General features: G+C 68.7%; 15 protein-coding genes. 7 read left to right on the forward strand and 8 right to left on the reverse strand.

The window, feature by feature from the left end:
• Position 1 precedes the first annotated feature (1 nt).
• The 3 genes from OG276_RS16075 to OG276_RS16085 are packed head-to-tail and all read right to left on the reverse strand — an operon-like array spanning position 2 to position 4,023.
• Positions 2-880, reverse strand: coding sequence for a DUF6339 family protein (locus OG276_RS16075; protein ID WP_266906030.1), 879 nt, complete (start codon positions 878-880; stop codon positions 2-4).
• A complete protein-coding gene (locus tag OG276_RS16080) occupies positions 877-1,872 on the reverse strand; it encodes a hypothetical protein (protein ID WP_266906031.1) in 996 nt (331 codons plus the stop codon). Before OG276_RS16080 ends, OG276_RS16075 begins: the two co-directional genes overlap by 4 nt.
• A 3-nt stretch (positions 1,873-1,875) precedes the next feature.
• Positions 1,876-4,023, reverse strand: a complete 2,148-nt coding sequence (locus tag OG276_RS16085) for a helix-turn-helix transcriptional regulator (protein ID WP_266906033.1) — start codon at positions 4,021-4,023, stop codon at positions 1,876-1,878.
• Between the two features lie 545 nt (positions 4,024-4,568).
• Here OG276_RS16085 and OG276_RS16090 point away from each other — a divergent pair.
• The 7 genes from OG276_RS16090 (at position 4,569) to OG276_RS16120 (ending at position 17,684) form a co-directional block, all read left to right on the forward strand.
• A complete protein-coding gene (locus OG276_RS16090; RefSeq protein WP_266906035.1) occupies positions 4,569-4,781 on the forward strand; it encodes a hypothetical protein in 213 nt (70 codons plus the stop codon).
• Between the two features lie 473 nt (positions 4,782-5,254).
• Positions 5,255-9,721 carry a DEAD/DEAH box helicase gene (locus OG276_RS16095; RefSeq protein ID WP_266912870.1) on the forward strand — a complete coding sequence of 1,489 codons (4,467 nt, stop codon included), beginning with the start codon at positions 5,255-5,257 and terminating at the stop codon, positions 9,719-9,721.
• Complete coding sequence (locus tag OG276_RS16100; RefSeq protein ID WP_266906037.1) at positions 9,718-11,622, forward strand: UvrD-helicase domain-containing protein; 1,905 nt, start codon at positions 9,718-9,720, stop codon at positions 11,620-11,622. Before OG276_RS16095 ends, OG276_RS16100 begins: the two co-directional genes overlap by 4 nt.
• Entirely contained in the window at positions 11,619-14,876 is a 3,258-nt protein-coding gene (locus OG276_RS16105; protein ID WP_266906039.1) for a helicase-related protein, read from the forward strand. Before OG276_RS16100 ends, OG276_RS16105 begins: the two co-directional genes overlap by 4 nt.
• On the forward strand, positions 14,873-16,738 hold the full coding sequence (gene drmB, locus OG276_RS16110) for a DUF1998 domain-containing protein (protein WP_266906041.1): 1,866 nt from the start codon (positions 14,873-14,875) through the stop codon (positions 16,736-16,738). The genes OG276_RS16105 and drmB overlap by 4 nt, the downstream gene beginning before the upstream one ends.
• A 405-nt stretch (positions 16,739-17,143) precedes the next feature.
• The gene (locus OG276_RS16115; protein ID WP_266906042.1) at positions 17,144-17,443 is read left to right on the forward strand and encodes a hypothetical protein; all 300 of its coding nucleotides are present in this window, start codon (positions 17,144-17,146) and stop codon (positions 17,441-17,443) included.
• A gap of 7 nt (positions 17,444-17,450) precedes the next feature.
• A complete protein-coding gene (locus OG276_RS16120; RefSeq protein WP_266906044.1) occupies positions 17,451-17,684 on the forward strand; it encodes a hypothetical protein in 234 nt (77 codons plus the stop codon).
• Positions 17,685-17,689: 5 nt separating this feature from the next.
• On the opposite strand, the gene OG276_RS16125 is transcribed toward OG276_RS16120, so the two are convergent.
• The 5 genes from OG276_RS16125 to OG276_RS16145 form a co-directional block, all read right to left on the reverse strand.
• Entirely contained in the window at positions 17,690-19,606 is a 1,917-nt protein-coding gene (locus OG276_RS16125; protein WP_266906046.1) for an anthranilate synthase family protein, read from the reverse strand.
• A complete protein-coding gene (locus OG276_RS16130; RefSeq protein WP_266906047.1) occupies positions 19,606-20,259 on the reverse strand; it encodes an isochorismatase family protein in 654 nt (217 codons plus the stop codon). The genes OG276_RS16125 and OG276_RS16130 overlap by 1 nt, the downstream gene beginning before the upstream one ends.
• An 84-nt stretch (positions 20,260-20,343) precedes the next feature.
• Positions 20,344-21,114, reverse strand: a complete 771-nt coding sequence (locus OG276_RS16135; RefSeq protein ID WP_266906049.1) for a 2,3-dihydro-2,3-dihydroxybenzoate dehydrogenase — start codon at positions 21,112-21,114, stop codon at positions 20,344-20,346.
• Positions 21,115-21,180: 66 nt separating this feature from the next.
• A complete protein-coding gene (locus tag OG276_RS16140) occupies positions 21,181-22,455 on the reverse strand; it encodes a 3-deoxy-7-phosphoheptulonate synthase (protein WP_266906051.1) in 1,275 nt (424 codons plus the stop codon).
• A 41-nt stretch (positions 22,456-22,496) separates the two neighbouring features.
• Positions 22,497-24,107, reverse strand: a complete 1,611-nt coding sequence (locus OG276_RS16145) for an FAD-dependent monooxygenase (protein ID WP_266906053.1) — start codon at positions 24,105-24,107, stop codon at positions 22,497-22,499.
• Between the last annotated feature and the right edge of the window lie 40 nt (positions 24,108-24,147).

Consider the following 24,147-nt stretch of genomic DNA (forward strand, 5'->3'; position numbering starts at 1 on the left):
GTCAATCCCCGCTCTTCCTGCCCCTGACCGGCGCAGTCTCGAACAGCTCCGCGAAGTAGCCGGTGAGCGCCGCTACGGACTCCTCCGGGACAGGGTCCTCGTCGGGCCCGTTCGGGAGTTCGTACCGCTCGACCGGTGGCGCCGATTCCGCTTCCGCGATCCAGTCCCGCAGTCGGGCGGGGTCGCGGGGCTGGTCCGGCGCGAGGATGTCGTAGAGCAAGGTCGCTCCCACGGTATTGATCGCGACGCTGAGGCCGTTGACCTCTCGCCCGCCGGAGACCTGGCCGCTCCTCAGGAGACGGACCAGGGCCTGAGCGGTGGGACGGTGATCGATCAGCTCGGTCCGGAGAACGGTGTGGATGAGGTCCTGATTTCCGCAGGCGACCTCTACCGGCTCGTAGTCCGACCCGTTCCGGAAGAGTTCGGCCGCCCACCACAGGCGCGAGAAACACTGCCGGTCCGCGGGGCCACGGAAGCGCTCGGCGGCGATGCGCCTTTCCGGCCTGTTGGCCGTCGGCTCCGGCTGGTGCCGCCAGACCACATAGTCCGGGGCCACAGCCAGGGCGAGGTGGTTCCACAGACGCTTGTCCGCCGCTTCCCGCCGCGTCAGGCGCAGCGTGGCATGGAGCCGAGGCGCGAGCCAGGCGTCGGCGCGGGTGCGGTCCTCCCGGAACTCGAACATGGCGTCCTCCACCAGGCTCCGGATCGGCTCGACCCACCACCTGGCGTCGCCCTCGGGGAGCGGCTCGACTACCTTGGCGAGATCGATGCCGCCGTGAACCTGTTCGCCTTTGAGGAGCTCCTCGGTGAGAAACGGATCGACGGCAGAGGTGGCGAGCAGCCCCAGGCGCTCCGGCACGTGGTTCGGTTGGGTGATCACGTCTCACTCTCGCGGTTCATCTGTTCCAGGCTGCGGATGACAAAGGCAAGCGCCTTGGTGGCATCGGCGCGGCGGACCGCCGCGTAATGGATACGCGTCTGTAGCTCCACCCACCCCGATTCGCCGGTGCGCCGGCGATGGACCTGCCGTAGGGCCTCCTCGACATGGACGCCGGGAATCACGTCCGGGAGCATCTCCCGTAGCACCTCGCCCTGCCAGTCGGTGGGGAAGACCGGCCCGCCACCGGGTTCCACCTCGAGATCGCCGATGGCACCGTGAAACACTGCGGTCCAGACGTCGGTGGACATCTGGGCGACCAAGAGGTCACGCACCTTGCTGTCCACACCCGAGCCATTGCTGTCCAGCAGATCGATGACACCTTCGACATCGGTGTTTACGAACACGGTGGGGACCCTGGACGAGGTGTCCACGACCCAGGGCGCGTCGGCGTAGGCCTGGAGCCACTCCCGGGAGCTTCTCTTGAACGACGCTTTCTGAACGTCGAGCTGGAGCCCACGGACGGGCTCGTCCGAAACCGTGTCGATGATCCAACTCCGGTCGGTCTCGGCGATCGACCGTCCGCGCACTCCTTCCACTGTCCCGATGGCGTACACGGCGACGGAGGCCCGCGCCAGGTGATCGTCACGGAACACCTCCAGCGAGCCGGACCAGTCCCGGCCGTCACCCGTGTCGAGCGTGAGATTCGCAGAGGTACGGACATTGGTCTCGCCGTCCGTGAGTACGGCAAGGACACACAGATCCGACCAGGGCGCGTCCGGCGCGTTCGCCCCGGGCGGCAGCGTCGCCGAAACACCGATCCTGGCGCTCACCCATTCCGTGTGGCCCTCGATGCCGAGCGCGACAGCCTGCTGTTGGTTCGAGTACGCGGTGGTCTCCAACTGGTCGCGGGTGCCGTCGGAGAGCTTGAGAGAGACAGAGGTCACTCTGAGCGCGATCGGCCGGTTGAGCCGCTTGTACGGGTAGAACTTCACTGGTCACTCCCCCTTGCCGGCACGGAGTTCGACAACGAGACGGGTGAGGGTGGTCCTGACCGGGTGGCTGGTGGCGTCGGTGGTTCCTCGGAACTTCGCGCGCCGCGCGCCAGGCGTGAAGTACAGCATTCCGTCCACCTCTTCGCACCCTTCGACGCCCACCAGCTCCGCCCAGTCCAGTCTGGGGCGGCCCCCCGAGCGCACGTCCAGCTGAGCCACCGGCATCATCGGGACGATCTCGTCGCCACGCGGGATGCTCACTTCGCCGGTGATCCGCCACTCCCCGGCGTCGCCGACCATCGCGTCGAGCCCGTCCAAGAGTGGAACCACGGGGCCGGCGGGTGTCTTGGCCTTGGGCCTCGTCCGCACCGTCAACGCCTTGCGCAGGGCCTCACCGCCTTCGCCACTGCTGCGCTTCGGCCGTGCGACAAGCTCTCTCGCCGCATTGTTGGCCTCGGCGGTCAGTGCGTTGATCCGCCGGTACGCGGACGGTGACCACCGCAGTGTCAGCTCTTCCGTCTGCCCCCAACGATCGTGCTCGGGAGGTTCCGCCGCACGCAGGAAGTCCTCGGCCTCCTTCGCGAAGGGGGCCGTCTCTCCGGCTGCCGCCCCGACCAGCAGAACGGCCTGGAAAGGATTGGTGCTGCTCGGCAGCCTCGGGACCACGCTCCTCTTGACGGTCATGCGATTGCCGCGCAGCGAGTGCATCCGGTTCTTCGCCCCGTCCCTGTCCCCCTCGGCCTCCGTGAGAAGCAAGACCGCTTGGTGCGTACCGAACGTCCCGTGGGCGCCCCCGGACAACGGCAGCTTCAACGGGACGCTCCGTACCGCCACCTGCCCGGCCTCGGTGAGACGATCCACCGTGGTGCCCTCGTAGTGCGCCCTCAGGGCACGGGTCCGCGCAGGCTGCTCGACAGACGGGTCCACCTGTTGCTCCGCCACGACCTCCTTGCCGTTTCGCAGGGCTCGGACAGAGACCTCCAGGAGGGGGAGTTTGCCGCCCCCGCCGGTCATCGCGGCCCAGAAGTCACGCCCCAGCGCTTCGACCAGTCGGGCGTGCATCGTGTTGATGTCACGCGTGTCCTCGTCGCTCTCCTCGTCGCCGATGAATCCGTCATCGGGATCGGAGGAGTTCGCCGCGAGACCGGCCACATCGTGCGCACCGACGATGAGGAAGGACGTGCCGGGTTCGTCGCTCTCCCGGGCCAGATACAGGTTCTCCACGGTCTCCTCGTCCGCCCACCAGGAACGGGCGACCAAGGCCCCGGGCGAGTGAGGATCAGGGCGCCCGAACCAGGCGGGGCCGGCGTACGACTCGCCGTCGACCTCACGCCACGGCAGTTCGAGGCGGCCGATGACCCGTCGCTCGGTACGTCCCTCGTGAGGCACGGACAGAGTGGAGTTGATGAGGACGAGCCCGAGGGAGCTGGTGGCCCACAGCGTCGCCTTGCCCAAGCCGTACGACCCTCCGGCGCCAGGACCGGACTTGAGGCTCTCCAGTTGGCGTCTGACCACGGCGGCGAACTTGCCGTCCCCGTAATCGTCGCCGGTCAGACCGGAAGCGTTGTAGTCGTCGACTCGCAGCAGGACCAAACGGCCCTTCTCGTACATGTCGCGCACCCCGGCGTCCACGACCCGGCCGACCTTCTGGTTGCCGGCGGTCTCCGAGACGGCGGAGTAGTGCGGAAAGAGATCGTTCCAGAGGATCGCCTCGCGGAAGGCGTCCAGGGCGTCGCCGGTGAGCTCGTGCAGGGTGTAACGGACCTTGACGGGGCGGCCGTTCTCCGTCAGCCTCTCGTCCAGGCTGTTCTGGCACGTCTCTCGCGCGAGGACTTGCACGTCGGCGTCGAAGGCGAAGGCGGCGGCGTTGCCCAGGTCACGGCCGCCATCGGGATAGCCGGGGCGGTGGTACCAGGTGACCGGAAGGCCGGCCTGGGTATCGGTGGTGCGGGTGTGCACCGTACCCACGTCCGTGCCGAGCGCCTTGGCGATGTCCGTCATGGTGGTCGGACGAGGAGTCGACCTGCCGGTGATCCACGCGGACACCGCGGCCCGAGTCAGGTTGAGTTCGTCGGCCAGTTCGGCCTGCGTCTTCCCCGCAAGCGCGAGCTGTCGGGACAGCCAGGGCCCGAATTCCTCACCTGTCTCCACGCGCCGCCTGCCTCTCCTGGGACTCCCATGCCGATCGCATGCTGTGGATCACGAGGCTAATTTGACAAGGGCGCAAGCGTCAACCGGCAGTTGATCGGCTTCGATCGCCAGGCCACTTCAACTCGATGTCCGACTTGCCCTTAATGATCAGGTATTCCCCCTTGCGTGCAGTGCCTCTGCAAGCGGACCACTCAACTCCCCTTATGTGAGCGGGAGTTCGGGTTGCGTGTTCGAGCGAATACCCGATAAGGTCGCCGACGATGGGGATGCCATCTCGCTCGCGAAACCCGAAACCCGGGAGGTCGGGCGACCGGGGAGAAGTGCGCCCAAATTCCGAAACCCCATTCCCGGAAGACGCCTCCAGAGCCGCACAGAAGAAAACCTTCCGCAAAGGGCTGGCTGCACGAGACTTCCATCCCCTAGCGTTAACGAGGACGAAAGTCTCACCCAAGGCTCAGATTTACCCATATCACTTCACACGGGGGACGTGTGCCCAAATGCACCCCTGTGCAGCTGCAGGATGCAACCAACCAGGGGCGGATCAGATGAATGAGCAGGACAGTGAATCGTTGGACTCGTTTCGGGAGTCGAGCGCATTCGAGCTGGCGATTATGACGGCTGGAAGCAAGCCCGCGGTTCTCGAGGTCCTTCACGACCACGACCTGTCCGAGGAGGTTTTCACCAACAGGTTCCCCGGGCTGGCGAAGATGACTCAGGGCCTGCCGGACGTCCCGGACGAGCCTGCTCCCCCGATCTGATTCAGCACGTCAAGGGCCTGAAGTCTCGGTCTCGCAACAAACAACGCCTTCACAGTGAACCCTCTGCTTCACGAAGGCACTGTGGAAAACAACGCCCAGCGCCACGGCGAACGACGGGCCGGCCGGCCCGTCGTTCGCTCTTCATCCGGATCTTTGACACCAGGAGCGCAGAAGCAGTGCCGTCATCGTCCTCTTCGGTCGTTCAAACCGTTCTCGAACAGTCCTCGCGTGTCCTGCAGACTTACGCCGTGGACCCCGGCCTCGTGGCCGAGCACGCCAATGGAGAGCGCCGCATCACGCAGGGCGGATACGGCGATCGCCAGCTTTTCGAGCTCGTTCAGAATGCGGCAGACGAAATGGCCGACGACTCGGTGGGGCGGGTTTGCGTCATCCTCACGGAAACACACTTGTACTGCGCGAACGAGGGAAATCCGGTTTCCTCGGAAGGCGCGGAGACTATTCTTCGGATGAGTATGTCGAAGAAGCGTGGCGGCCAGATCGGTCGTTTCGGAGTGGGCATCAAATCGGTTCTCGTGGTGACCGACGCACCGGAATTCTTCAGCAGCACCGGAAGTTTCGGATTCGACCGCGCCTGGTCGTACGCGCAGATCAAGGCCGTGCCCGGAGTGACTGCACGCTACGGACCCGAGTTCGACGCGCCTGTGCTGCGGATGGCCCGACCTCTGGACGTGCAGGCCGAGTGCGCATCCGATCACGTCCTGAACGAGCTGCTGAACTGGGCCACCACCGTCGTTCGTCTGCCTCTGCTCCCGAAGGCGGACGACCGGCTGGGCCGGGACATGCACGGCGGACGTGGCAAGGACCACGGCGAGCCCCGCGAGGAATTCCCGGTCGGCTTCCAGCTCTTCTCGCCGCACGTCACAAAAGTCGTGCTGGAGGACCGCCGGCCACGGCCCGTGGCTCGTCGGACACTGACCGCCCACCGGACCGGCGACCTGCACACCTTGATCGAGGAGCGGACCGGGAAGTCTGTCGCCACCGATCGGTGGCGTGTGTTCACCACCACCCACGAACCCGGTCACAGTGCCCGCGCGGACGCCGGCGAACTGCACGACCGGCTCTCACTCAACCTCGCCTGGGGCGTCCCCGCCCTGGAGAAGGACCCGGAGAGCGGTCTGTACGTCAGCCCGCGATCACGCGGGCGCGGCAAGTTCTGGTCCTTCTTCCCGACCAAGTACGAGATGTCGCTGAGCGGCATCCTCAACGGCGCCTGGAAGACGAACGAAGATCGTCAGAACCTCCTCGACTCCTCTCCCTTCAACCAGGAGATGATCCGGATGTCGGCAAAGCTGGTCGTCGACTCCCTCCCTACCCTTGTTCCCGATGAAGACCCCGCCGCCTATCTCCCCCTGCTGCCCGGTCGAACCAAGGAAGCGATCAGCTGGGCCGACGAGTTCCTGACCCGAGAGATCTGGGCCCGCACGGCGGACCGTCCGGCGTTGCCCGACCAGGACGGTGTCCTGCGCATCCCGACGACACTCAGGATCCACCCGCGCCTCGACAAGGACCTCAAGAAGCTCTCCAAGTGGCTGCGGATGTGGCACGAGTGCCCCGGGCGCCCCTCGAACTGGCTTCACCCGAGTGTCGAGGCGGACGCCCTGCGCTCCGGAAAGGTCGAGCACATCATCGGTGCGGCCGGGCACGAGCGGACCGGTGTCCGGGAATGGCTGGAGGCTCTGGTCGGGAGCGGCACCCCCGAGGCGTCGGCGGCGGCCGTTCGCATCCTCGCGGACATGATCGAGAACCACTCCCCCCATGCCGAAGAGGCCCGTAAGGCCCGCATCGTGCTCACCGAAGAGCATGGTCTCGTCGCACCCGTGCACGGCAAGGTGTTCCGCCGTGCAACCCAGGGCGGGCTGCGCGAGACCCTGGTGTATGTGGTCGACAAGCTCGCCCAGAACCCGTCACTGGCTCACGCCCTCAACGTCCTGGGCATCCGGGAGGCCGATGTCGAGGGCCGGTTCGTCAGCGTGCTCGATCAGGGCTTCGACCACTACGGCGACTCGGACTGGGAACGGTTCTGGGAGCTGTTCCGTCAGGCGGGGGTACGTCGGCTGGCCCACACGGTCCTGGAGAGGGTCCCCACTCCACGCTCGGCGCTCCGGGTACGCACCGCCGACGGTCGGTTCCGGCCGGTCGAGGACTGCATGCTGCCGGGTGTCGTGGTCGATGCGAAGCGCGACCCCGGCATCGCTGTCGACATGTCGTTCCACTCCGACGACACCCCCTTCTTCTCACAGGTCGGCCTGCGGGAACGACCGTCCGGTGGGATCCGCCCCCAGGAAGACGAAGCGTGGTTCGTGGAGTACCGCGAAGCCCTCCACGCCGCCTACCTGCGCGGCTTGGACAGTCACGCCCCGCGCCCCGCGCTGAGCCGGATGAAAGTCGAGGGCGCCGCGATCGGCGGCCCGCTCCACCTCTTCCGTGCCCTGTCCGAGGAGTCACGCGCCGCCTTCCTGAAGGTGCTGCCCGACGACGCCGTGGTGGACAACTGGACGCGCCAGATCGGCGCACAGACCAACACGCGACAGGCCGTGGCCTCGCCGATCCGATGGATGCTGAGGAAGTTCGGCACGATCGCCACCTCCCAGGGGGTCAAGCCGGTCAAGGAGGCAGTCGGCCCCCAGCTCGCCGGCTACCGGGATGTGCTGCCCGTCGCCGACATCTCCCCCGAGAAGGCCCGCAGGCTGCGGCTCCCGACCACCGTTGACGAGGTCCCCGCCGACCGCTGGGACGCGCTCCTCGAAGAGGTGACCCGCAGCGCGGACGACTCCTTCGTCGGAGCCACCTACGTGATGCTGACCCGATTCGGCGCAGACTTCCCCGAGGACTCACTGACCAGGTGCCGGATCGGTGACGTCTGGGAAACCCGGCCCGACGACGAGATCACCGTCGCCGTCGGGACCGCTCAGTACCAAGCGCTGCGTGCCGAGCAACTCCCGGCGCTGCTCGTACCGACCACCGACGACGCCGAGCTGATGATCGAGAAGTGGGGCATGCTCCGCTACGCCGACGTGATCAGTCTGGAGACCCGTGAAGTACCGGTGGGTGACCCCGTGCCGCTGGTCGAGCTGTTCCCCGCCCTGCGGCAGCGTCTGAACAGCGGGAACCGGAACAGCATGGTGCAACGGTGCAGCGAACTGGAGGAGGTCACCCGAACGCCCAGGGGTACGCACACCTCCCCCCTGGACGCCGTGCGCCAGGACAGCACCGTCAAGCTCCGAGTCCCTCTGGAGCCGGAGCCGATGCTGCGCCTGATCGACCGCGAGCTCGGTTTGGGCCTCGGCGCTGCCGGCTGCCGCGCGGTGCTCGACCACCAGGACCGTATGGAACGGGACGGCGAGTTGAAGGCGGCGCAGAAGGCGGTGCGCGAGTCCACTGACGTGGTGACCAAGATCGAGCTGCTGGTCGGTGCCGACGCGCTCCGCACCGGCCTCCCCGAGGGACTGATGGAGGCCGAACTTCATTCGACCGACGGCGTCGAGCCGACCGGGCGTCGCATCGCACAGATGGCGTTCAACGCACACGGTGACGGTGTGCTCCAGCAGCATGCCAGGGACATCCAGGGACGCTTCCCCAACGCCCCTGTCGCGTACGGAGGTTCGCCCGCAGCGATCGCGTTCGTCTCGGAGCTGAGGCTGCCGGTCGCGTTCGCCGGTTCGAGGACTCCGTCCCCCCCGCCGTTCGAGACCGTCGAGGGCCCTCGGGACTTCCCGAGTCTCCACGAGTACCAGGAGGACCTGGTCCGGAACATCTCCACCATGCTCGACCGACTGGCACCCCAGCGCGGCATGCTGTCGCTGCCGACCGGCGCCGGCAAGACCCGGGTCACCGCCGAGGCCGCGATCCGCTGGGTGAAGCGAGTCGGCGACCTCAGGGGTCCACTGCTGTGGATCGCACAGACCGAGGAGTTGTGTGAGCAGGCCGTCCAGAGCTGGAAGTTCGTCTGGAGCAAGGTCGGCGCCGACCGTCCGCTCACCATCAGCCGGCTGTGGAGCACCAACGAGGCGGGTGACGTCGTTGACCACCCGCATCTGGTGGTCGCCACCGACGCCAAGTTGGAACGGTGCCTGGGCACCGACCAGTACTCCTGGCTGCGCCAGGCCTCCCTGGTGATCGTGGACGAGGCCCACACCGCCATCTCCAAGCGATACACCGAGATCCTGAGCCAACTGGGACTCACCCAGTACGAGACGGGCCGGCACCTGCTCGGCCTGACCGCCACCCCCTTCCGGAACACCAATGAGGAGGAGACCCGCCGCCTGGTCCGGCGCTTCGGCAATCGGCGACTCGACGAAGGCGTCTTCCCGTCGGGCGACCCGTATCGCGACCTCCAGGACTGGGGCATGCTCGCCCAGGTCGAGCACCGCACCCTCGAGGGCGGCCGTATCGAACTCACACAGGACGAGAAGACGCACGCCGACCGCATGGCCATGCTCTCCCGCTCTGCCGAACAGCGACTCGCCGACGACCACACGCGCAGTCGGCGCATCGTCGACTGCGTGGCCGATCTGCCGGACGATTGGCCGACGTTGCTCTTCGCCACCTCAGTCGATCACGCCAAGTACCTGGCGGCCATGCTCAACGACCGGGGTGTCCCTTCCGCTGCCGTGGACTCGACGACCAGTGCGCAGGACCGCCGCGCTCGCATCGAGAACTTCCGAAGCGGTCGGATCCGGGTTCTCACCAACTACGGCGTGCTCACTCAGGGGTTCGACGCACCTGCCACTCGTGCCGTGGTCGTGGCCCGGCCGGTCTACAGCACCAACGTGTACCAGCAGATGATCGGTCGCGGATTGCGCGGGCCGCGGAACGGCGGCAAGGACAGCTGCCTGGTCCTGAACGTCAGCGACAACATCGCCAACTTCGATACCAACCTCGCCTTCACTCAGTTCGAGCACCTCTGGAGCCGGAAGTGACCGACGTCTACCAGGACAGCCCGACGCTCACCGACGAGCAGCTGGCCGTTGTCGAGCAGCCCTGGGATGCCCGGGTACTGGTCACGGCCGGCGCCGGCGCCGGAAAGACCCACACCCTGGTTCGCCGGCTCGACGCGCTGTGCAGTGACGAGGACCCCGAGCAGGCGCTGGAAGCCGCCGAGATCCTGGTACTCACCTTCTCCCGAGAGGCGGCCCGGGAACTGCGCGAACGGATCTCTCGGCACGGGGAACGAGCTCACCGGGTGCGCGCCCGTACCTTCGACGCCTGGGCCTATGAGGTGCTCCTTCAGGCACACCCGGACGGCGAGTGGGGTGAGGTCGGGTTCGACGCACGGATCGCCGCCGCGGCCCGCGCGATCGAGAAGGGTGCGCTGGAGGTCGGCGACGCGGTGCCACCGGCCCATGTCGTCATCGACGAGGTGCAGGACCTGCTGGGCGGGCGACGCGAGCTGGTGGAGACGCTCCTCGACCGGTACCAGGACAGCTGCGGGTTCACCGTCGTCGGAGACGCCGCCCAGTCCGTGTACGGCTTCCAGATCGAGGACCTGGGCGAACGCGCGGACGAGACCGGCCGGTTCTTCGATTGGCTGCGCTGCTCCTACCCGGACGACCTGGTGGAGCTGCGTCTCACAAGGAACTTTCGGGCCACCACGGCCGAGGCCGGTATCGCGTTGGCGCACGGCCCTCTGCTCCAGCAGGTGACCGAGCCGGACGAGGCCGAGCGGCTCTACGACGAATTGCGCGATCTCCTGTTGGATCCGGTGAACGGCATGGGTGATCTCGGTGACGAGTTCACCCTGGAAGGCCTGCGGGACCTCTCCGACACCTGCGCCGTCCTCACCCGCGACAACCGGCAGGCTCTCGTGATCTCCGCACTGCTGCACGCGCATGGCATCGACCACCGGATACGGCGCCCGCTGGAAGAGCGTCCGGTGCCGTACTGGGTGGCCGAGCTGCTGCGTCGCACGGAGGCGACCGGCCTCACCGAGGACCGGTTCCGTGCGCTCCTCTCGGACATCCCTCTTCCCTACGAACCCGACGCCACCGCCCTGTGGACGGTGCTGCGCAGGGTCGCGCGCGGAGCGGGGCGCGGGGTGCTCGATCTGGACCGGCTGCGCCGTGCGGTCGCCGGTGGCCGGTTTCCGGACGAAGCGGCCGATCCGGAGACCGCCCGCATCGTCGTCTCGACGGTGCACCGCGCGAAGGGCCTGGAGTTCGACCGGGTGATCGTCCTGACGCCACCGACCCCCGCCGAGCTCCACAAGCAACACCAGGACGAGTTGGACCTTCCCGCCGAAGCCCGCGCCTTGTACGTGGCCATGACGCGCGCTCGCCAGGATCTCTATCACGTGGTCCCTCCCGAACTGCCGCACTTCAAGCGAGCGGGGAACCGGCGCAACGGCCGCCGCTACCTCGGGTCGTGGCGGTCGTACGACAGGTACGGGGTCGTCGCCGAGGCGGGAGACATCTGCCGCAACGACCCGCCAGGCCACCGGACCGACGCCGTCGCCACCCAGGCGTATCTCCTGGAACGCGTGCGGCCCGGCCAGGAGGTGCTGCTGCGCAAGCGCCACGACCTGCCGATGGGCGAGGTCGAGAGCCCGCCGTACGCCCTGATGCACGACGGCATGGAGATAGGGGAGGCCTCGCAGCGGTTCCGTGAGGATCTTTTCCAGGTACAGAAGGTCAACCGCAACTGGGGCCCCTGGTGGCCCGACGAGATCCATGACCTGCGGATCGACACCCTGGAGACCGTGACGGGCAGCACCGCCGCCGGCACGAACGCCGGACTGGGTGAGCGCGGTGTGTGGATCGCCCCGAGGATCACCGGCATCGGCCGGTACCGGAGAGCCGACGAAGACGAGGAGCAGCGCTCATGACGCAGGTGGCAGGTCCCCACTCCGAGCACTATCGGGTCCGGGACGAGGAGCTGCTGGTGGGGCTTCGCCGTGAACTCCTCGGCCCCGCCCAGGAGGCCATGCCGGACGATCGGGACGAGGTACTCGCCCAGGACGCACCGATCGACCGCTATCTGGCCGGCGTGCTCTATCCGCGGGCGGCGGACAAAGCCGCGAAGGAACGGAAGGACGAGGACGCGGCCGAGCAGGACGGCCTGGACGCCGCTCCTCTGCTCAACCGAGAAGAGGTCGAGGAATCCGGCAGCGCGCAGGAGGTGGGCGCTTCGGGTGACAGGCGTCCTTCCTCGATGGGTCTGACCTTCGCGGTCCGCCCGACCATAAGCAGAGTGATCGTGGTCTCTGCGCGCGCGGCTGCCTACGTACCCACCGACGCGGACGGCACTCCCGTCCCGGCTCGCCGCGCCGAGGCCCGCACCACCGCCGACCAGCGGGAGCAGTGGCGGCGTAGGGAACTCGCCTTTCCCGACGAGCACATTGACGTGACCCGATCGGATCCGAGGAAGACGATCCAGCTCACTCCGGAGGCATCGCTGCACGTCAACGTCCGGCCCGTCGATCCCGTCCACAACACGGTCACGGTCACGGTCACACTGATCAACGGGCAGAAGGTCGGCGAGCGGGATCTCCAGGACGCCTTCTCTCTGTTTCAGTGCGGTCTCACGGTCCGGGCCGCCGACGGCTCCACCGCCTTCGTCGAGCGTCCGGCCCCGGCCGCCACCCACGACGCCGAGATCGCCACGAGTCGGTTGCTGCACCGTCACGCCCCGACGTTCGCGGTCGGTCACGGATGCGCTGCCGAGTGGGACTGGACCCCCCAGCCGGTCGGTATGACCGAGGCCGAAACTCCCGCCGTCGCCGAGGTGCGGAGCCAGTTCGTGCCCACCGTGGAGGTGCTACTCACCGACTCCAACCCGGAGATCGACAGTTCGGCGCTGTCCATGCTCGGGCTGGCCGAGCACTCCGATGCCGAGGTCCTTGCCGCTCTGAAAGATCTCGCCACGGGTTACCAGCACTGGATCGACAGCAAGTCCGCCGAGGCAGAGGCTCTGACCGGCGGCCCTCACGAGAAGCCCGCGCGGGAACAGGTGAAAGCCTGCGGCGAGGCGCTCCACCGAATCCTTGAGGGGATCGAGCTACTGCGGACCAAGCCCGATCTCATGCACGCCTTCCGTCTCGCGAACCGCGCCATGGCAGACCAGCGTGCCCGCAGCAAGTGGGTGAAGGACGGCCGGGTCGGGTCCCCCGATCCGGCCGCCGGCCACTGGCGCCCCTTCCAGATCGCATTCGTGTTGCTCTGTCTGGCCGGCATCGACGACCCCGAGCACCATGACCGGGGGGTCTCCGACCTGCTGTGGTTCCCCACCGGTGGCGGTAAGACGGAGGCCTATCTCGGGCTGATCGCCTTCACGTCGTTCCTGCGTCGGATCCGCAAGGGAGCGGACGGTGGCGGTGTCACCGTCCTCATGCGCTACACGCTGCGGTTGCTCACCCTCCAACAGTTCGAGCGCGCCGCGATTCTGCTCTGCGCCATGGAGCGCATGCGGCGCCGAACGCCCGAATTGGGCGACGAGGCGTTCTCCGTCGGTATGTGGGTGGGGCGTTCGGCCACCCCCAACACGCTGGCCGTGGCAGGAGAGAAGCTCGATGAGCTGCAAAGGAATCTCGACAAGCGACTCGCCACCGAGAATCCCGTTCAGCTGCACGCCTGCCCCTGGTGCGGGACCCGCCTCGACGCACGGAACTACGAAGCCGATGAGGACGCCAAGCGGATGCATGTCCGATGCCCCGGCGCGGACTGCGACTTCGCCGACGGTCTTCCCGTCCATCTGATCGATGAGGCGGTGTACGCCGCACGGCCGACCCTGGTGATCGCCACCGTCGACAAGTTCGCGTCGATGCCATGGCGACCTGCGACCTCCGCGCTCTTCAACCGCGACGACGTCCCGGAGGGCGGCACTCCGCCCCCAGAGTTGATCGTCCAGGACGAACTCCACTTGATCTCCGGACCGCTGGGTACGCTCACAGGTCTCTACGAGACCGCCGTGGACGCACTCGCCGACCGGCCCAAGGTGATCGCCTCCACGGCGACCATCCGTCGCGCCGCCGATCAGGGCCGCCATCTCTTCGCCCGCGAAGTAAGGCAGTTCCCGCCCGCCGGGCTGGACGCCCGCGACTCGTGGTTCGCCGTGGAGACCCCCCGCGAGGAAAAGGCGACCCGCCGCTATGTCGGCCTCTTGGCCCCCGGCACCAGCCAGTCCACCCTCCTGATCCGCACGTACGCCACCCTGCTGCACCGGGCCAAGCAGGCAGAGACGGAGGACAAGGTGCGCGACGCGTACTGGAGTCTCGTCGGCTACTTCAACAGTCTCCGACTGTTGTCCGCGGCCGAACTCCAGGTCCATGACGACGTGGTGGCCTATCTGGAGATGCTCGCCGAGCGCGAGGGGGTGGAGGTCCGCTCGGTCGCCAACTACTCGGAGCTGACGAGTCGTATCGACGCCAGCGAGATCCCCAGCCGGCTCAAGGGCATCGAGAAGCGGCTGCCCGGCGAGGACACCGTCGACGTCCTCCTGGCCACCAACATGATCGCGGTCGGCGTGGACGTGGACCGCCTGGGTCTCATGGCCGTGATGGGCCAGCCGCAGACGACCGCCGAGTACATCCAGGCCACCAGCAGGGTCGGCCGCGCGCACCCCGGTCTGGTCGCGGTCATGTTCAACTCGACACGATCCCGGGACCGCTCCCACTACGAGAGCTTCCAGCATTTCCACTCGGCCCTGTACCGCGAGGTCGAGTCCACTTCCGTAACCCCGTTCTCCGCCCGGGCCCGTGACCGCGGCCTGCACGCGGTGATCGTCTCCCTCGCCCGCATCATGATTCCGGCCGCTCGACCCAATGAGGGCGCCGGCAAGGTGGAGTCGTACGAACACGTGCTCCGGGGACGCATCAAGTCGATCCTCATGGAACGCGTGGAGGCGGTTGCCGGGGAGGAGACCAGCACCGTGTCGCAGGCCTTCGACGAGTTCGTCGAGTGGTGGTGCGCCGAGGCCGATATCCACGACGGCCTGCTGTTCGAACCTCAGAGGGGCAGGCGCACCCCTTCGCTCCTGAAGGCGTACGACGACGAATCACAGGACGCCGAGGCATGGCCCACGCTGTGGAGCCTGCGTGACGTGGACGCCGAGACCGCCCTGTTCATGGAGGGAACCCGATGACCCCACCCCCCGCCCGCCGTCGACGGACCGGCGCGAACGGTGCCGCACCCGCCCACAACTTTCCTCGGCGTGGTGCGGTCCGCCGCGCCCAGGTGATCACCACGTACGGGGTCGGATCGCTCATCGCAGTCGACCACGAGTCCTTCATCGTCTCGGGACTGGACGAGGCTGAGCAGAGCTGGAACCGTGACGAGTCCCCGAGGATCCACGAACGGCGCCTGGCCCGAGTGCTCGATGTCGATTCCTTCCGGCTGCCGCCCGCTTCCGACGACACCAGCAAGGACGGTCTCCGGGTCCGACGCTTCCCCTTGATGCACTTCTGCCCCGAGTGCAACGACCTGCAACGGCACCGCGACTTCAACCCGCCCGCCGGGAGAAGCGTCTGCGGCACGTGTGAGGTCGACCTTGTCCCCTCCCGTTTCGTCGTCGCCTGCGAGGCCGGCCACCTCGGCGAGTTCCCGTACCGGCAGTGGTTGCACCGCTCCACGGACCGTGGTGCCGCGAGGGCGGCACAGTGCGGTGGGAAGCTCAAAATGCGCACGTCGGGGCGTACATCCTCGCTCCGCTCCATTCTCGTCTCCTGCACCTGTGGGCAGGTTCCCGAGGTCTCGATGGAAGGCTCCTTCCGCAGGAACGCGCTCAAGGACCTGGGCCTACGGTGTCAAGGAACCCGCCCGTGGCTCGGTGCGTCCGCCCCGACCCAGGAGTGCGGACTCGTTCTGCGCACACTTCAGCGAGGTTCGTCGGCATTGTGGCAGCCGGTGCTGAAGTCGGCTCTCTCCATCCCACCATGGAGCGACGGCCGGTCGGATCCGCTCGCCGAACACTGGGCAGCGCTTCGCGAGTACGACACACGCGAGCAAGTCGAGATCTATCTCAAGGGTGCCTTCAAGGGAAAGTGCCCCGTGCCGCTGGACGATGTGATGACACTCCTCGACGCCGAGCGCGAGGAGGACCCCGACGGCGACTCGACCCCTACCTTCGACCACCGCTACCTCGCGCTGCGCAACAAGGAGTACGAGCGGCTCCGCGCGGGCAACGAGGAGAGCGACCACTCCCACGACGAGCAGTTCGTCTGTGAGGCCCCGCTGGGCGACCAGAGCGGGCTCGACCCGCTCGGCGTCACCGGCCCCATGCTGGTCAAGAAGCTTCGCGAGGTGCGCGCTCTGAAGGCGTTCACCCGGCTCGTCGACGCCGAGTCGACGACCGACTCCGTGGAGATGCCGCTGTCGGAACGTCCCCTGCGCTGGCTCCCGGCCATGGAGGTGCGTGGCGAGGGAGTCTTCTTCCGATTGGACGAGGACCGACTCGGCGTCTGGGAAAAGAGCGTGGCGGTGGCCGCCCGGGTCGAGCAGATGCGTACCGCCCACCAGCGGGTGCTCGCACAGCGGGCCGATGACCCGAGCAGCGTCGTACCCTCCCCGGCAACCCCTCGCATGGTGCTCCTGCACACGCTGGCCCACGTCCTCATCAACGAGTGGAGCCTGGACGCGGGCTACCCGGCCGCGGCCCTGCGCGAGCGCCTGTACGCCGCCGACGACATGGCCGGGGTGCTCGTCTATACGGCGACGAGCGACTCGGCGGGCAGCCTTGGCGGTCTGGTCGCCCAAGGCGAACCGGAGACTCTCGGTCGTACGGTGCGTTCGGCCGTCCGCCGTGCCGAGTGGTGTTCGTCGGACCCGCTCTGCATGGAGACCGAGGCATCCGGTGCCGGCGGAATCAACCTGGCGGCCTGCCACGCCTGCGTGATGCTGCCGGAGACGAGTTGCGAGCACAACAACATCCTGCTCGACCGCGCCCTCCTCGTCGGTACCCCGCATGACCCCCGACTCGGCTACTTCGAGGGCATCCTGGGGCAGTGACGTCCCATCATCCGTAAGGGCACCGATGGTGATGGTGATCCGACGACTGGGCCGGCCGAGGAGGCGGATCCGGTCCACGCACTACACACGCAGGAAACCGGCATCCGAGGGCGACGGTTACGGGTGGTCAGCATGCCAATCTGTTGATCACTCTTCATAGTGGACCGCCCCTCAGGGCAGAACTCCGAGTCGACGACAAGCGTTCCCTTCTGGCAGACGCACTCCGCCTGAAGGGACACCGATGGGCGAGCTCTTAGCACCCCGGATCACCGCCACTTTGGCCACGACGGTCGGGCCGGCCGTCTTACCCCCACCCAGGCGCGTGCCGGCGCCATCGGCTCGACACCCGTCACCGGCTTCGACTACCAAGTCGGCGGTGTCACCATGAAGGTTCCGACGGGCTGCATGTTCACTCACGTCGTGCGCGGCGAAGGCAAGAAGATCACGTACCAGAACGCCGGCGTCGACTGCGGTTTCGTAGTGGCCCTGAATTCAGGCTTCTGCAACTGGCGCATTGACTTCACCTACGCGGACACCGACAACAAGACCTACCGCACCTTGCACGGTAAGACCCACAGCGAGTGCGAGATCCACCCGATGCGCGACAACGCGCCCCAGACGCTGCCGCGCTACGGCAAGGCGTGCGCTCACATCAACGTCAACGGTGTGCGCCGGGTCAGTCAGTGCCACCACATCACGAAGTGAGCCGCACATGACCGTCACCCCGGGCCCCGAAGGCCCTGTCGCCGAGGGCACCGGGCTCCGACGCTCCGGCATTGCCGGCTTCTTTGCCGGCACCGCCGCGGCCTTCGCCTTCTTCGGCTTCTTCCCCGGCCTCCCCCACGTCATCGACTGGGGTGCGATCATCGCCTCCCTCGCCTTCGGCGCCCTCACCCGCTGGGCCTGGCGAGCCCGGACCGGAAGGAAGCGCGCCCGCCTCCGGTAGGCCGCTCAGGCCGGGCGCAGGTGTGCGGGGGTCGACAGGATTCGGGTCATTGCTTCGCGGAGTATGCGCGGGCCGTCCTGGGTGAGGAGGGATTCGGCGTGGAACTGCAGGGAGGAGAAGTGCGGGCCGCGCAGGGCGTGGACCTCGCCGGTGTGCGGTGAGCGGCTGACCTCCACGATGCCGATGCCCTCGCATTCGGCCTTGTCCTCGTCGCTCCAGGCGGCGAAGGCGTTGTAGAAGCCGACGCGTTCGCGGCTCCCGAAGAGGTCGATCTCCTTCTGCAAGCCCTGGTTGGGCACGTCGCGCCGTCGCAGGGGAAAGCCGAGGCGGGCGGAGAGGATCTGGTGGCTGAGGCAGACGGCCAGGAACGGCTGTCCGGCGGCGAGCAGTCGGTCCGTCGCCGCGCTCAGGTGGGTGATCTTCGGGTGGTTCCCGTCACGCGGGTCTCCCGGTCCCGGGCCCATGACGACGAGGTCGTGGGCGCCGAGCTCGTACGGTTCGTCGTAGCGGCGGACGGTCACGTCCAGGCCCAGCGCCCGAAGTTGCTGGTCGAGCATGTGCGTGAAGGTGTCCTCGGCGTCGATGACGAGGGCCGTGCGTCCGGCGAGAACCGAGTCCGGGTCTTCGTGACCGGCGCCGTCGGCGAGCCAGAACCCCGCGATCGTGTCGTTGCGCCGGGCCAGCGCCGTGCTGACGTCGGGATGGTCGGCGAAGCGCGAACGGCGGTCGCTCTCCAGCGCGTTGAGCAGCCCGGCGGCTTTGGCACGGGTCTCCTCGACCTCGGACTCCGGGTCCGAGTGCCGTACGAGCGTGGCGCCCACGCCGATGCGCAGCCGGCCGCCGCCGTCGATGTCGGCGGTGCGGATGAGGATCGAGGAGTCGAGGCTGCGCTCACCTGCGTCGTCGTGGCCGATGAGTGCGAGGGCTCCGCTGTAGTACCCGCGGCCCCCCGGCTCGTGACGGCTGATCACCCGGCAGGCGCTCTCGAGCGGGCTGCCGGTGACGGTGGGCGCGAACATGGTCTCCCGGAGGATGTCGCGCACGTCGTGGGTGGTGCGGCCCTCGATGAAGTACTCGGTGTGCGCCACCCGGGCCATCTCCCTGAGGTGCGGCCCGGTGACCCTGCAGCCGTCCGTACAGATCCGGGCCATCATCTTCAGCTCTTCGTCGACGACCATGTACAGCTCGTCGGTTTCCTTGGGGTCCGCGAGGAACTCCATGACGTCGGGCAGGGTGGGGCCGCTCGCCGGGTAGCGGTAGGTGCCGCTGATCGGGTTCATCACGGCGGTCCCGTCGCGCAGGCTGACGTGCCGCTCGGGGCTGGCGCCGACCAGGGTCCGGTCCCCGGTGTGTACCAGGTACGTCCAGTACGCGCCCTGCTCGCGTTCCAGCAGCCGCCGGAAGAGGCACAGGGCGTGGGCGAGCGAGTAGTCGGCGATGTCCGCGACGAGCGAGCGCTGGATGACGAAGTTCGCGCCCTCGCCCGTGCCGATCTCGTCCCTGATCACCCGGCGCACGATCCCGGCGTACGTTTCGTCGTCCACGTCGAAGTGCTTGCCGGTCAACTCGATCGGTACGTCCGCAATCCGGCGCACCACCTCGGCGACCGTCATCACGGCCTGCTCGGTGACCTCCATGGCCAGCAGCGGGGTGCCGTCGTCGGTGCAGGCGAAGCCGCGCTCCGCGATCTGGCGGTAGGGAAGCAGGGCCAGGACCTCGTGCGCGGCCCGCCCCGGGCCCGCCGGCCGCGTCCGGACCGGCAGCTCCGCCAGTGAACCGAGCCCGGAGACCTCGCCGGTCACCACCTCCAGCAGCCCCGGCCCCACCGTCTCGGGCCGGTACAGCAGGGCGAAGGGCGGTGGTTTCGCGACCAGGACGCGTGCCAGCAGGTCCTGCGGTTCGGAGGGGGGCACCGAGCTCATCACGCCGCCACCACCGCGTCGAGCGAGGTGACGAGCGTGTCGGTGGTGAGGACCACCGCGCAGCGCTCGGCCGCGTACTCCAGCGCCATCCGGTGGTACTTCTCCGAGAAGTCGGCGACCGCGTCGGCGACCAGGAACGTCTCGATGTCGTGGGTGAACGCCTCCACGGCCGTCATCAGTACACCGACGTGCGCGTACACCCCGCACAGGATGAGCTGGTCACGGCCCGACTCCCGCATCCATTCCAGCAGCCCGGACCGGAAGAAGGCGCTGTAGCGCCGCTTGGTGAACATCCGGTCCCCGGCGGCCGGCGCCAGTTCGTCGACGACGTGCCGGTCCTCGGGGTCGGTGCGCATCCCCGGGCCCCAGAAGTCCTTCAGCAGTCCTCGCTGCCGCTCGTCCATGCCGCCGGGCTGCGCCGTGTAGGCCACCGGTATGCCGGATTCGGTGCACCGCTCGCGCAGCCGCACGGCATGGGCGACCAGTTCGTTGTGCGGGGCCCTGCCCGCGGGCAGCGGCTTGAGGAAGTAGCGCTGCATGTCGTGTACGAGCAGGACCGCGCGGCGCGGGTCCGCCACCCAGGGCGCCGTGTTGCCGGGCAGGTCTCTTTCGGTGGGCATGGGGTACGAGTGGATGGAGGGTATGCCGGACATGAACGTCTCCCGCGTGATCAGAACTTCCTGTCCGCCGGGCTTCCTTGGCGGCGGCCGGACAAAGGCTGTGCGTGCTTGCCGTGGTCAGACGCCGAGCGAGGCGCCACCGTCGACGGTGAGGGCGTGCAGCGTGATGTGGGACGCCTGGTCGGAAAGGAGGAAGGCGACCGAGTCCGCCACGGTGGCGGGGCTGGCGATCCTGCCCAGGGGGATGCCCACGCGGTACGCATCGGGATTGCCCTCGATGGTCCGCCGGCGGTCGCTCTCGTCCGACCACATCGAGCCGAGCATCGGGGTGTCGGTGGAGCCCGGAGCCACCACGTTGCAGCGGATGCCGTACCGGGCGACCTCCAGGCCCAGGCACCGGGTGAACATCGTCGCCGCCGCCTTGGAGGCGGCGTAGGCGGCCATGTCCGCGCGGGCCGTCGCCGCCGCGTTCGAGGTCACGGTCACGATCGCTCCGCGCGAACGCTCGACCATCCCGTTGACCACCGCGCGGGACATGTGGAACACGCCCGTGGTGTTCACCGCGAACGTGTCGGCCCAGTCCTCGTCGGTCAGCTTGCGCGCCTCGCCGAGCCGCAGCACTCCCGCCGCGTTGACCAGGTACTCCACCGGCCCGAGCCGGTGTTCCACCGCCCCCACGAGCGCCTCTACGGACGCGGCGCAGGTCACGTCGACGGGGAACGCCTCGACGGGCAGTCCCTCCGCGGCCAGCTGCCGCACCGTCTCCTCCAGCCGGCCGGCGTCCCTGTCGACCGCCGCGACCACGACTCCGCGCTCACCCAGGTTGCGGACCACGGCTTCGCCGATCCCGCCCGCCGCCCCGGTGACGATCGCTATCTTGCCTTCCATCCCTACGGACCTCCGTTGGCTCGGTCTTGTGCGGAGTTCTGCTGAGCGGTGCTCAGGCACCGGCTCTCATCCGCGCCACTCGGCGGCCACCGCGAGGGCCTGCCGGGGGTTGAGCCGCGGGTCGCACAGACTCGTGTACTTGACGCCGACCTCATCGAGCCGTGCGCTGTCGGCCACGCATTCGGTGACCTCGTCGGGTGTGGTCTCCAGGTGCAGCCCCCCGGGGACGCCCCCGGCCGCGCGGACCGCCGACCGGAACTCCCCGACCTCGTGCAGGACCGCCTGGACGAACCTGGTCTTCAGGCCGTCCGGACCGCTGACGGTGTTGCCGTGCATGGGGTCGGTCAGCCAGCCGACCGGGTGGCCGGCCGCGCGGACGGCCTCGACCAGCGGAGGCAGTTTCGCGGCCACGGCGTCGGCTCCCATCCGCGCGATGAGCGTCAGGCGCCCCGGCTCGCGTGCCGGGTCGAGGCGCTCGCACAGGGCCACCACCTCGTCGGGGGTCATCGTCGGCCCGACCTTGCAGGCGACCGGGTTCACCACCTGCGCCAGGAGCGCGACGTGGGCACCGTCCAGCTGCCGCGTGCGCTCGCCGATCCACGGCCAGTGCGTGGACGTCAGCAGCAGGCGCCCGTCCTCCGTGCGCCGCAGCAGCGGAGCCTCGTAGTCCAGTACGAGCGCCTCGTGGCTCGTCCACACCTTCGACCGCGCCCGCGAGCGCACGCGCGGCTCCGACGGCGACCGGAGGGCCGACGGCCCCTGGGCCTGCGCGCCCGGCCATCCGAGGTACTCCATCGCGTTGCTCGCGGCCTCGTAGCACGCCAGCATCCGGGCGGGGTCGTGGCGGCGGGCCAGCGCGTCGGGCTGCGGACCGTTCACCATGTGCCCGCGGTATACGGGGAGTTCCTGGTCGCCCACCGGTTCGGTCGGGCGGGAACGCGGCTTGGCGAACTGGCCGGCGATCCGGCCCACCCGCAGGACGGGCTTGCCCGAAGCGAGCTGCATCGCCTCCGCGAGCGCGTCGAGCAGGCTCGCCTTGCGCTCCACGTAGCCGGGTGTGCACTCGGCCGGGTCCTCCGCGCAGTCGCCGGCCTGGATCACACCGGCCTCGCCCGCCGCGACGTGCGCGAGCAGGCCGCGCAACTCTTCCGTGTCCTCGACACGGACCAGCGGGGCCGAGGCGGCGAGCCGCCGCCTCACCCGTACGAGCAGCTCCCGGTCCTCCCAGGCGGGCTGCTGCCGCGCCTCCCACGGATCCGGATACGCGCGCTCGTCCCCGGCCGTGCCGCTGAAGCCGGCCGAGGCAACCAACGTGCCCGATCGGTCGACGATCCCTGACATTTCACATCCCCCGTTGCTCTGATGACTCGTACGTGTGCCGGTCAGCCGCCGGTGACCTCCTCCAGCAGGCCGTCCCACGCGCGGGGCTCCGGCGCCACGTCGCCGCGCCACGCCACGTGGTGGTCGGGCCGGACGAGCACCAGATCGCGCGCCCAGACGGCGCGCACGTCGGCGCTGTCCACGGTGAGCAGCTCGACCGGCAGTCCCCGGCGCCGCGCCTGCTCCACCAGGTCCTTGCCCCGGTTCTCGCCCGAGAGGTCGACGAGGGTGAACCCCGTCCCGAGCCGGTCGAACAGCGGTGTGCCGTCCGCCAGCCGCACGTTCGGCGCACGGCCGCCGGGCAGGGTCGTCGGGACGATCGACTGCCACTCCCAGCCCGGGTCCGGGGTGTCCTCGTGGCGTACGACCGGGGAGCCGGTGTAGCGGTAGCCGAAGTGGATGCCCAGGTTGTCGATCTGGAAGCTCTCCTTGGCGAGGTACCCCGCGAGCTGGGAGCGGGACGCGCCGGCGGCCGCCAGCTGCGGGAAGCGCATCCACACGGCGAGGAGGTTGGCGCACATCTCGCGGTTGAAGAGCGCGACGGGCCGGCGCTCGGCCTCGTAGGAGTCGAGCAGACCCGGGCCGGCCCGGCCGGTGAGCGTGGCGGCGAGCTTCCACCCGAGGTCGACGGCGTCACCGAGGCCGGTGTTCGCCCCGTGCCCGCCGGTCGGGTAGAACTGGTGCGCCGAGTCGCCGGCGAGGAAGACCCGGCCCGCGCGGTACGAGTCCGCGACGGCGAGGCGCCCGTACCAGTAGGCCACGTTGAGGACCTCGTCGACCTCGAAGTCGAAGCCCAGCCGTTCCTTGACGACCGCGAGCGGCTCGTCCGGCTCGGGTTCCCCGTCGGGGAGGACGAACGTGCCGGTCCAGGTCCGCCCGCCGTCGCGGTTCACCAGCGTCGCCCCGCCGGCGGCGATGGTGAGGAAGAACTTCCCGTTCCGGAACAGCGCGGGGTCCTCACTGCGGAAGTACACGTCGCAGTGGCGGGTGCTCGGACCGCTCAGCTGCGTCGTGATGTCCGTGCACCGCCGGACCGTGCTGCCGCCGCCGTCGCAGCCGACGACGTAGGCGGCGCGCAGGGTGTGCTCGGTGCCCTGCCCGACGTCGGCCAGGCGCGCCGTCACCCCTTCGCCGTCGTCCGTCAGGTCCAGCAGGTTCCATCCCTCCCGCAGGTCGACCAGCGGGTGTTCGCGCACCCGTTGGCGCAGCACGTCCTCCAGCAGCGAGCCCTGGAGCCGCTGGTACGGCTCCAGGGGCGCCGAGCCGTCGGTGACCTCGGCGAACTTCTGGCGCAGCTCCGCCACGGAGGGGTACGTCCACACCGAGACGGGCGGCTGCGCGGGGTCGGTGATCCAGTGGAAGTCGAAGGGCTCGTCGGCCGCGACACCGCGGCGGCGGATCTCGTCGGTCACACCGAGGCGGCGCAGCAGTTCCATGCTGCGGCCGTTGATGAAGTCCATCTTGGGATGCGCCGAGACCGTCGTGGACCGCTCGACCACGGTGCTGCGCACTCCGTGGTGGGCCAGTTCGAGGGCAAGGGTCGCACCGACCGGTCCGGCGCCGACGACCAGGACGGACGCGCTGTCGGGGAGGGACGGGGGATGGTCAAGCACGGATGCTCCTGCGGGATCGGCACGGGGGAGGTCAACGGGA

This window comes from Streptomyces sp. NBC_00086 (assembly GCF_026343255.1).
GTDB lineage: Bacteria > Actinomycetota > Actinomycetes > Streptomycetales > Streptomycetaceae > Streptomyces.

Excerpts from the sequence above, each read along its gene's own strand:
- OG276_RS16135 (WP_266906049.1), bottom strand. The coding sequence starts at position 21,114 with ATGGAAGGCAAGATAGCGATCGTCACCGGGGCGGCGGGCGGGATCGGC.
- OG276_RS16105 (WP_266906039.1), top strand. The coding sequence starts at position 11,619 with ATGACGCAGGTGGCAGGTCCCCACTCCGAGCACTATCGGGTCCGGGAC.
- OG276_RS16125 (WP_266906046.1), bottom strand. The coding sequence starts at position 19,606 with ATGAGCTCGGTGCCCCCCTCCGAACCGCAGGACCTGCTGGCACGCGTC.
- OG276_RS16130 (WP_266906047.1), bottom strand. The coding sequence starts at position 20,259 with ATGTCCGGCATACCCTCCATCCACTCGTACCCCATGCCCACCGAAAGA.
- OG276_RS16095 (WP_266912870.1), top strand. The coding sequence starts at position 5,255 with ATGTCGAAGAAGCGTGGCGGCCAGATCGGTCGTTTCGGAGTGGGCATC.
- drmB (WP_266906041.1), top strand. The coding sequence starts at position 14,873 with ATGACCCCACCCCCCGCCCGCCGTCGACGGACCGGCGCGAACGGTGCC.
- OG276_RS16090 (WP_266906035.1), top strand. The coding sequence starts at position 4,569 with ATGAATGAGCAGGACAGTGAATCGTTGGACTCGTTTCGGGAGTCGAGC.
- OG276_RS16120 (WP_266906044.1), top strand. The coding sequence starts at position 17,451 with ATGACCGTCACCCCGGGCCCCGAAGGCCCTGTCGCCGAGGGCACCGGG.
- OG276_RS16115 (WP_266906042.1), top strand. The coding sequence starts at position 17,144 with ATGTTCACTCACGTCGTGCGCGGCGAAGGCAAGAAGATCACGTACCAG.
- OG276_RS16140 (WP_266906051.1), bottom strand. The coding sequence starts at position 22,455 with ATGTCAGGGATCGTCGACCGATCGGGCACGTTGGTTGCCTCGGCCGGC.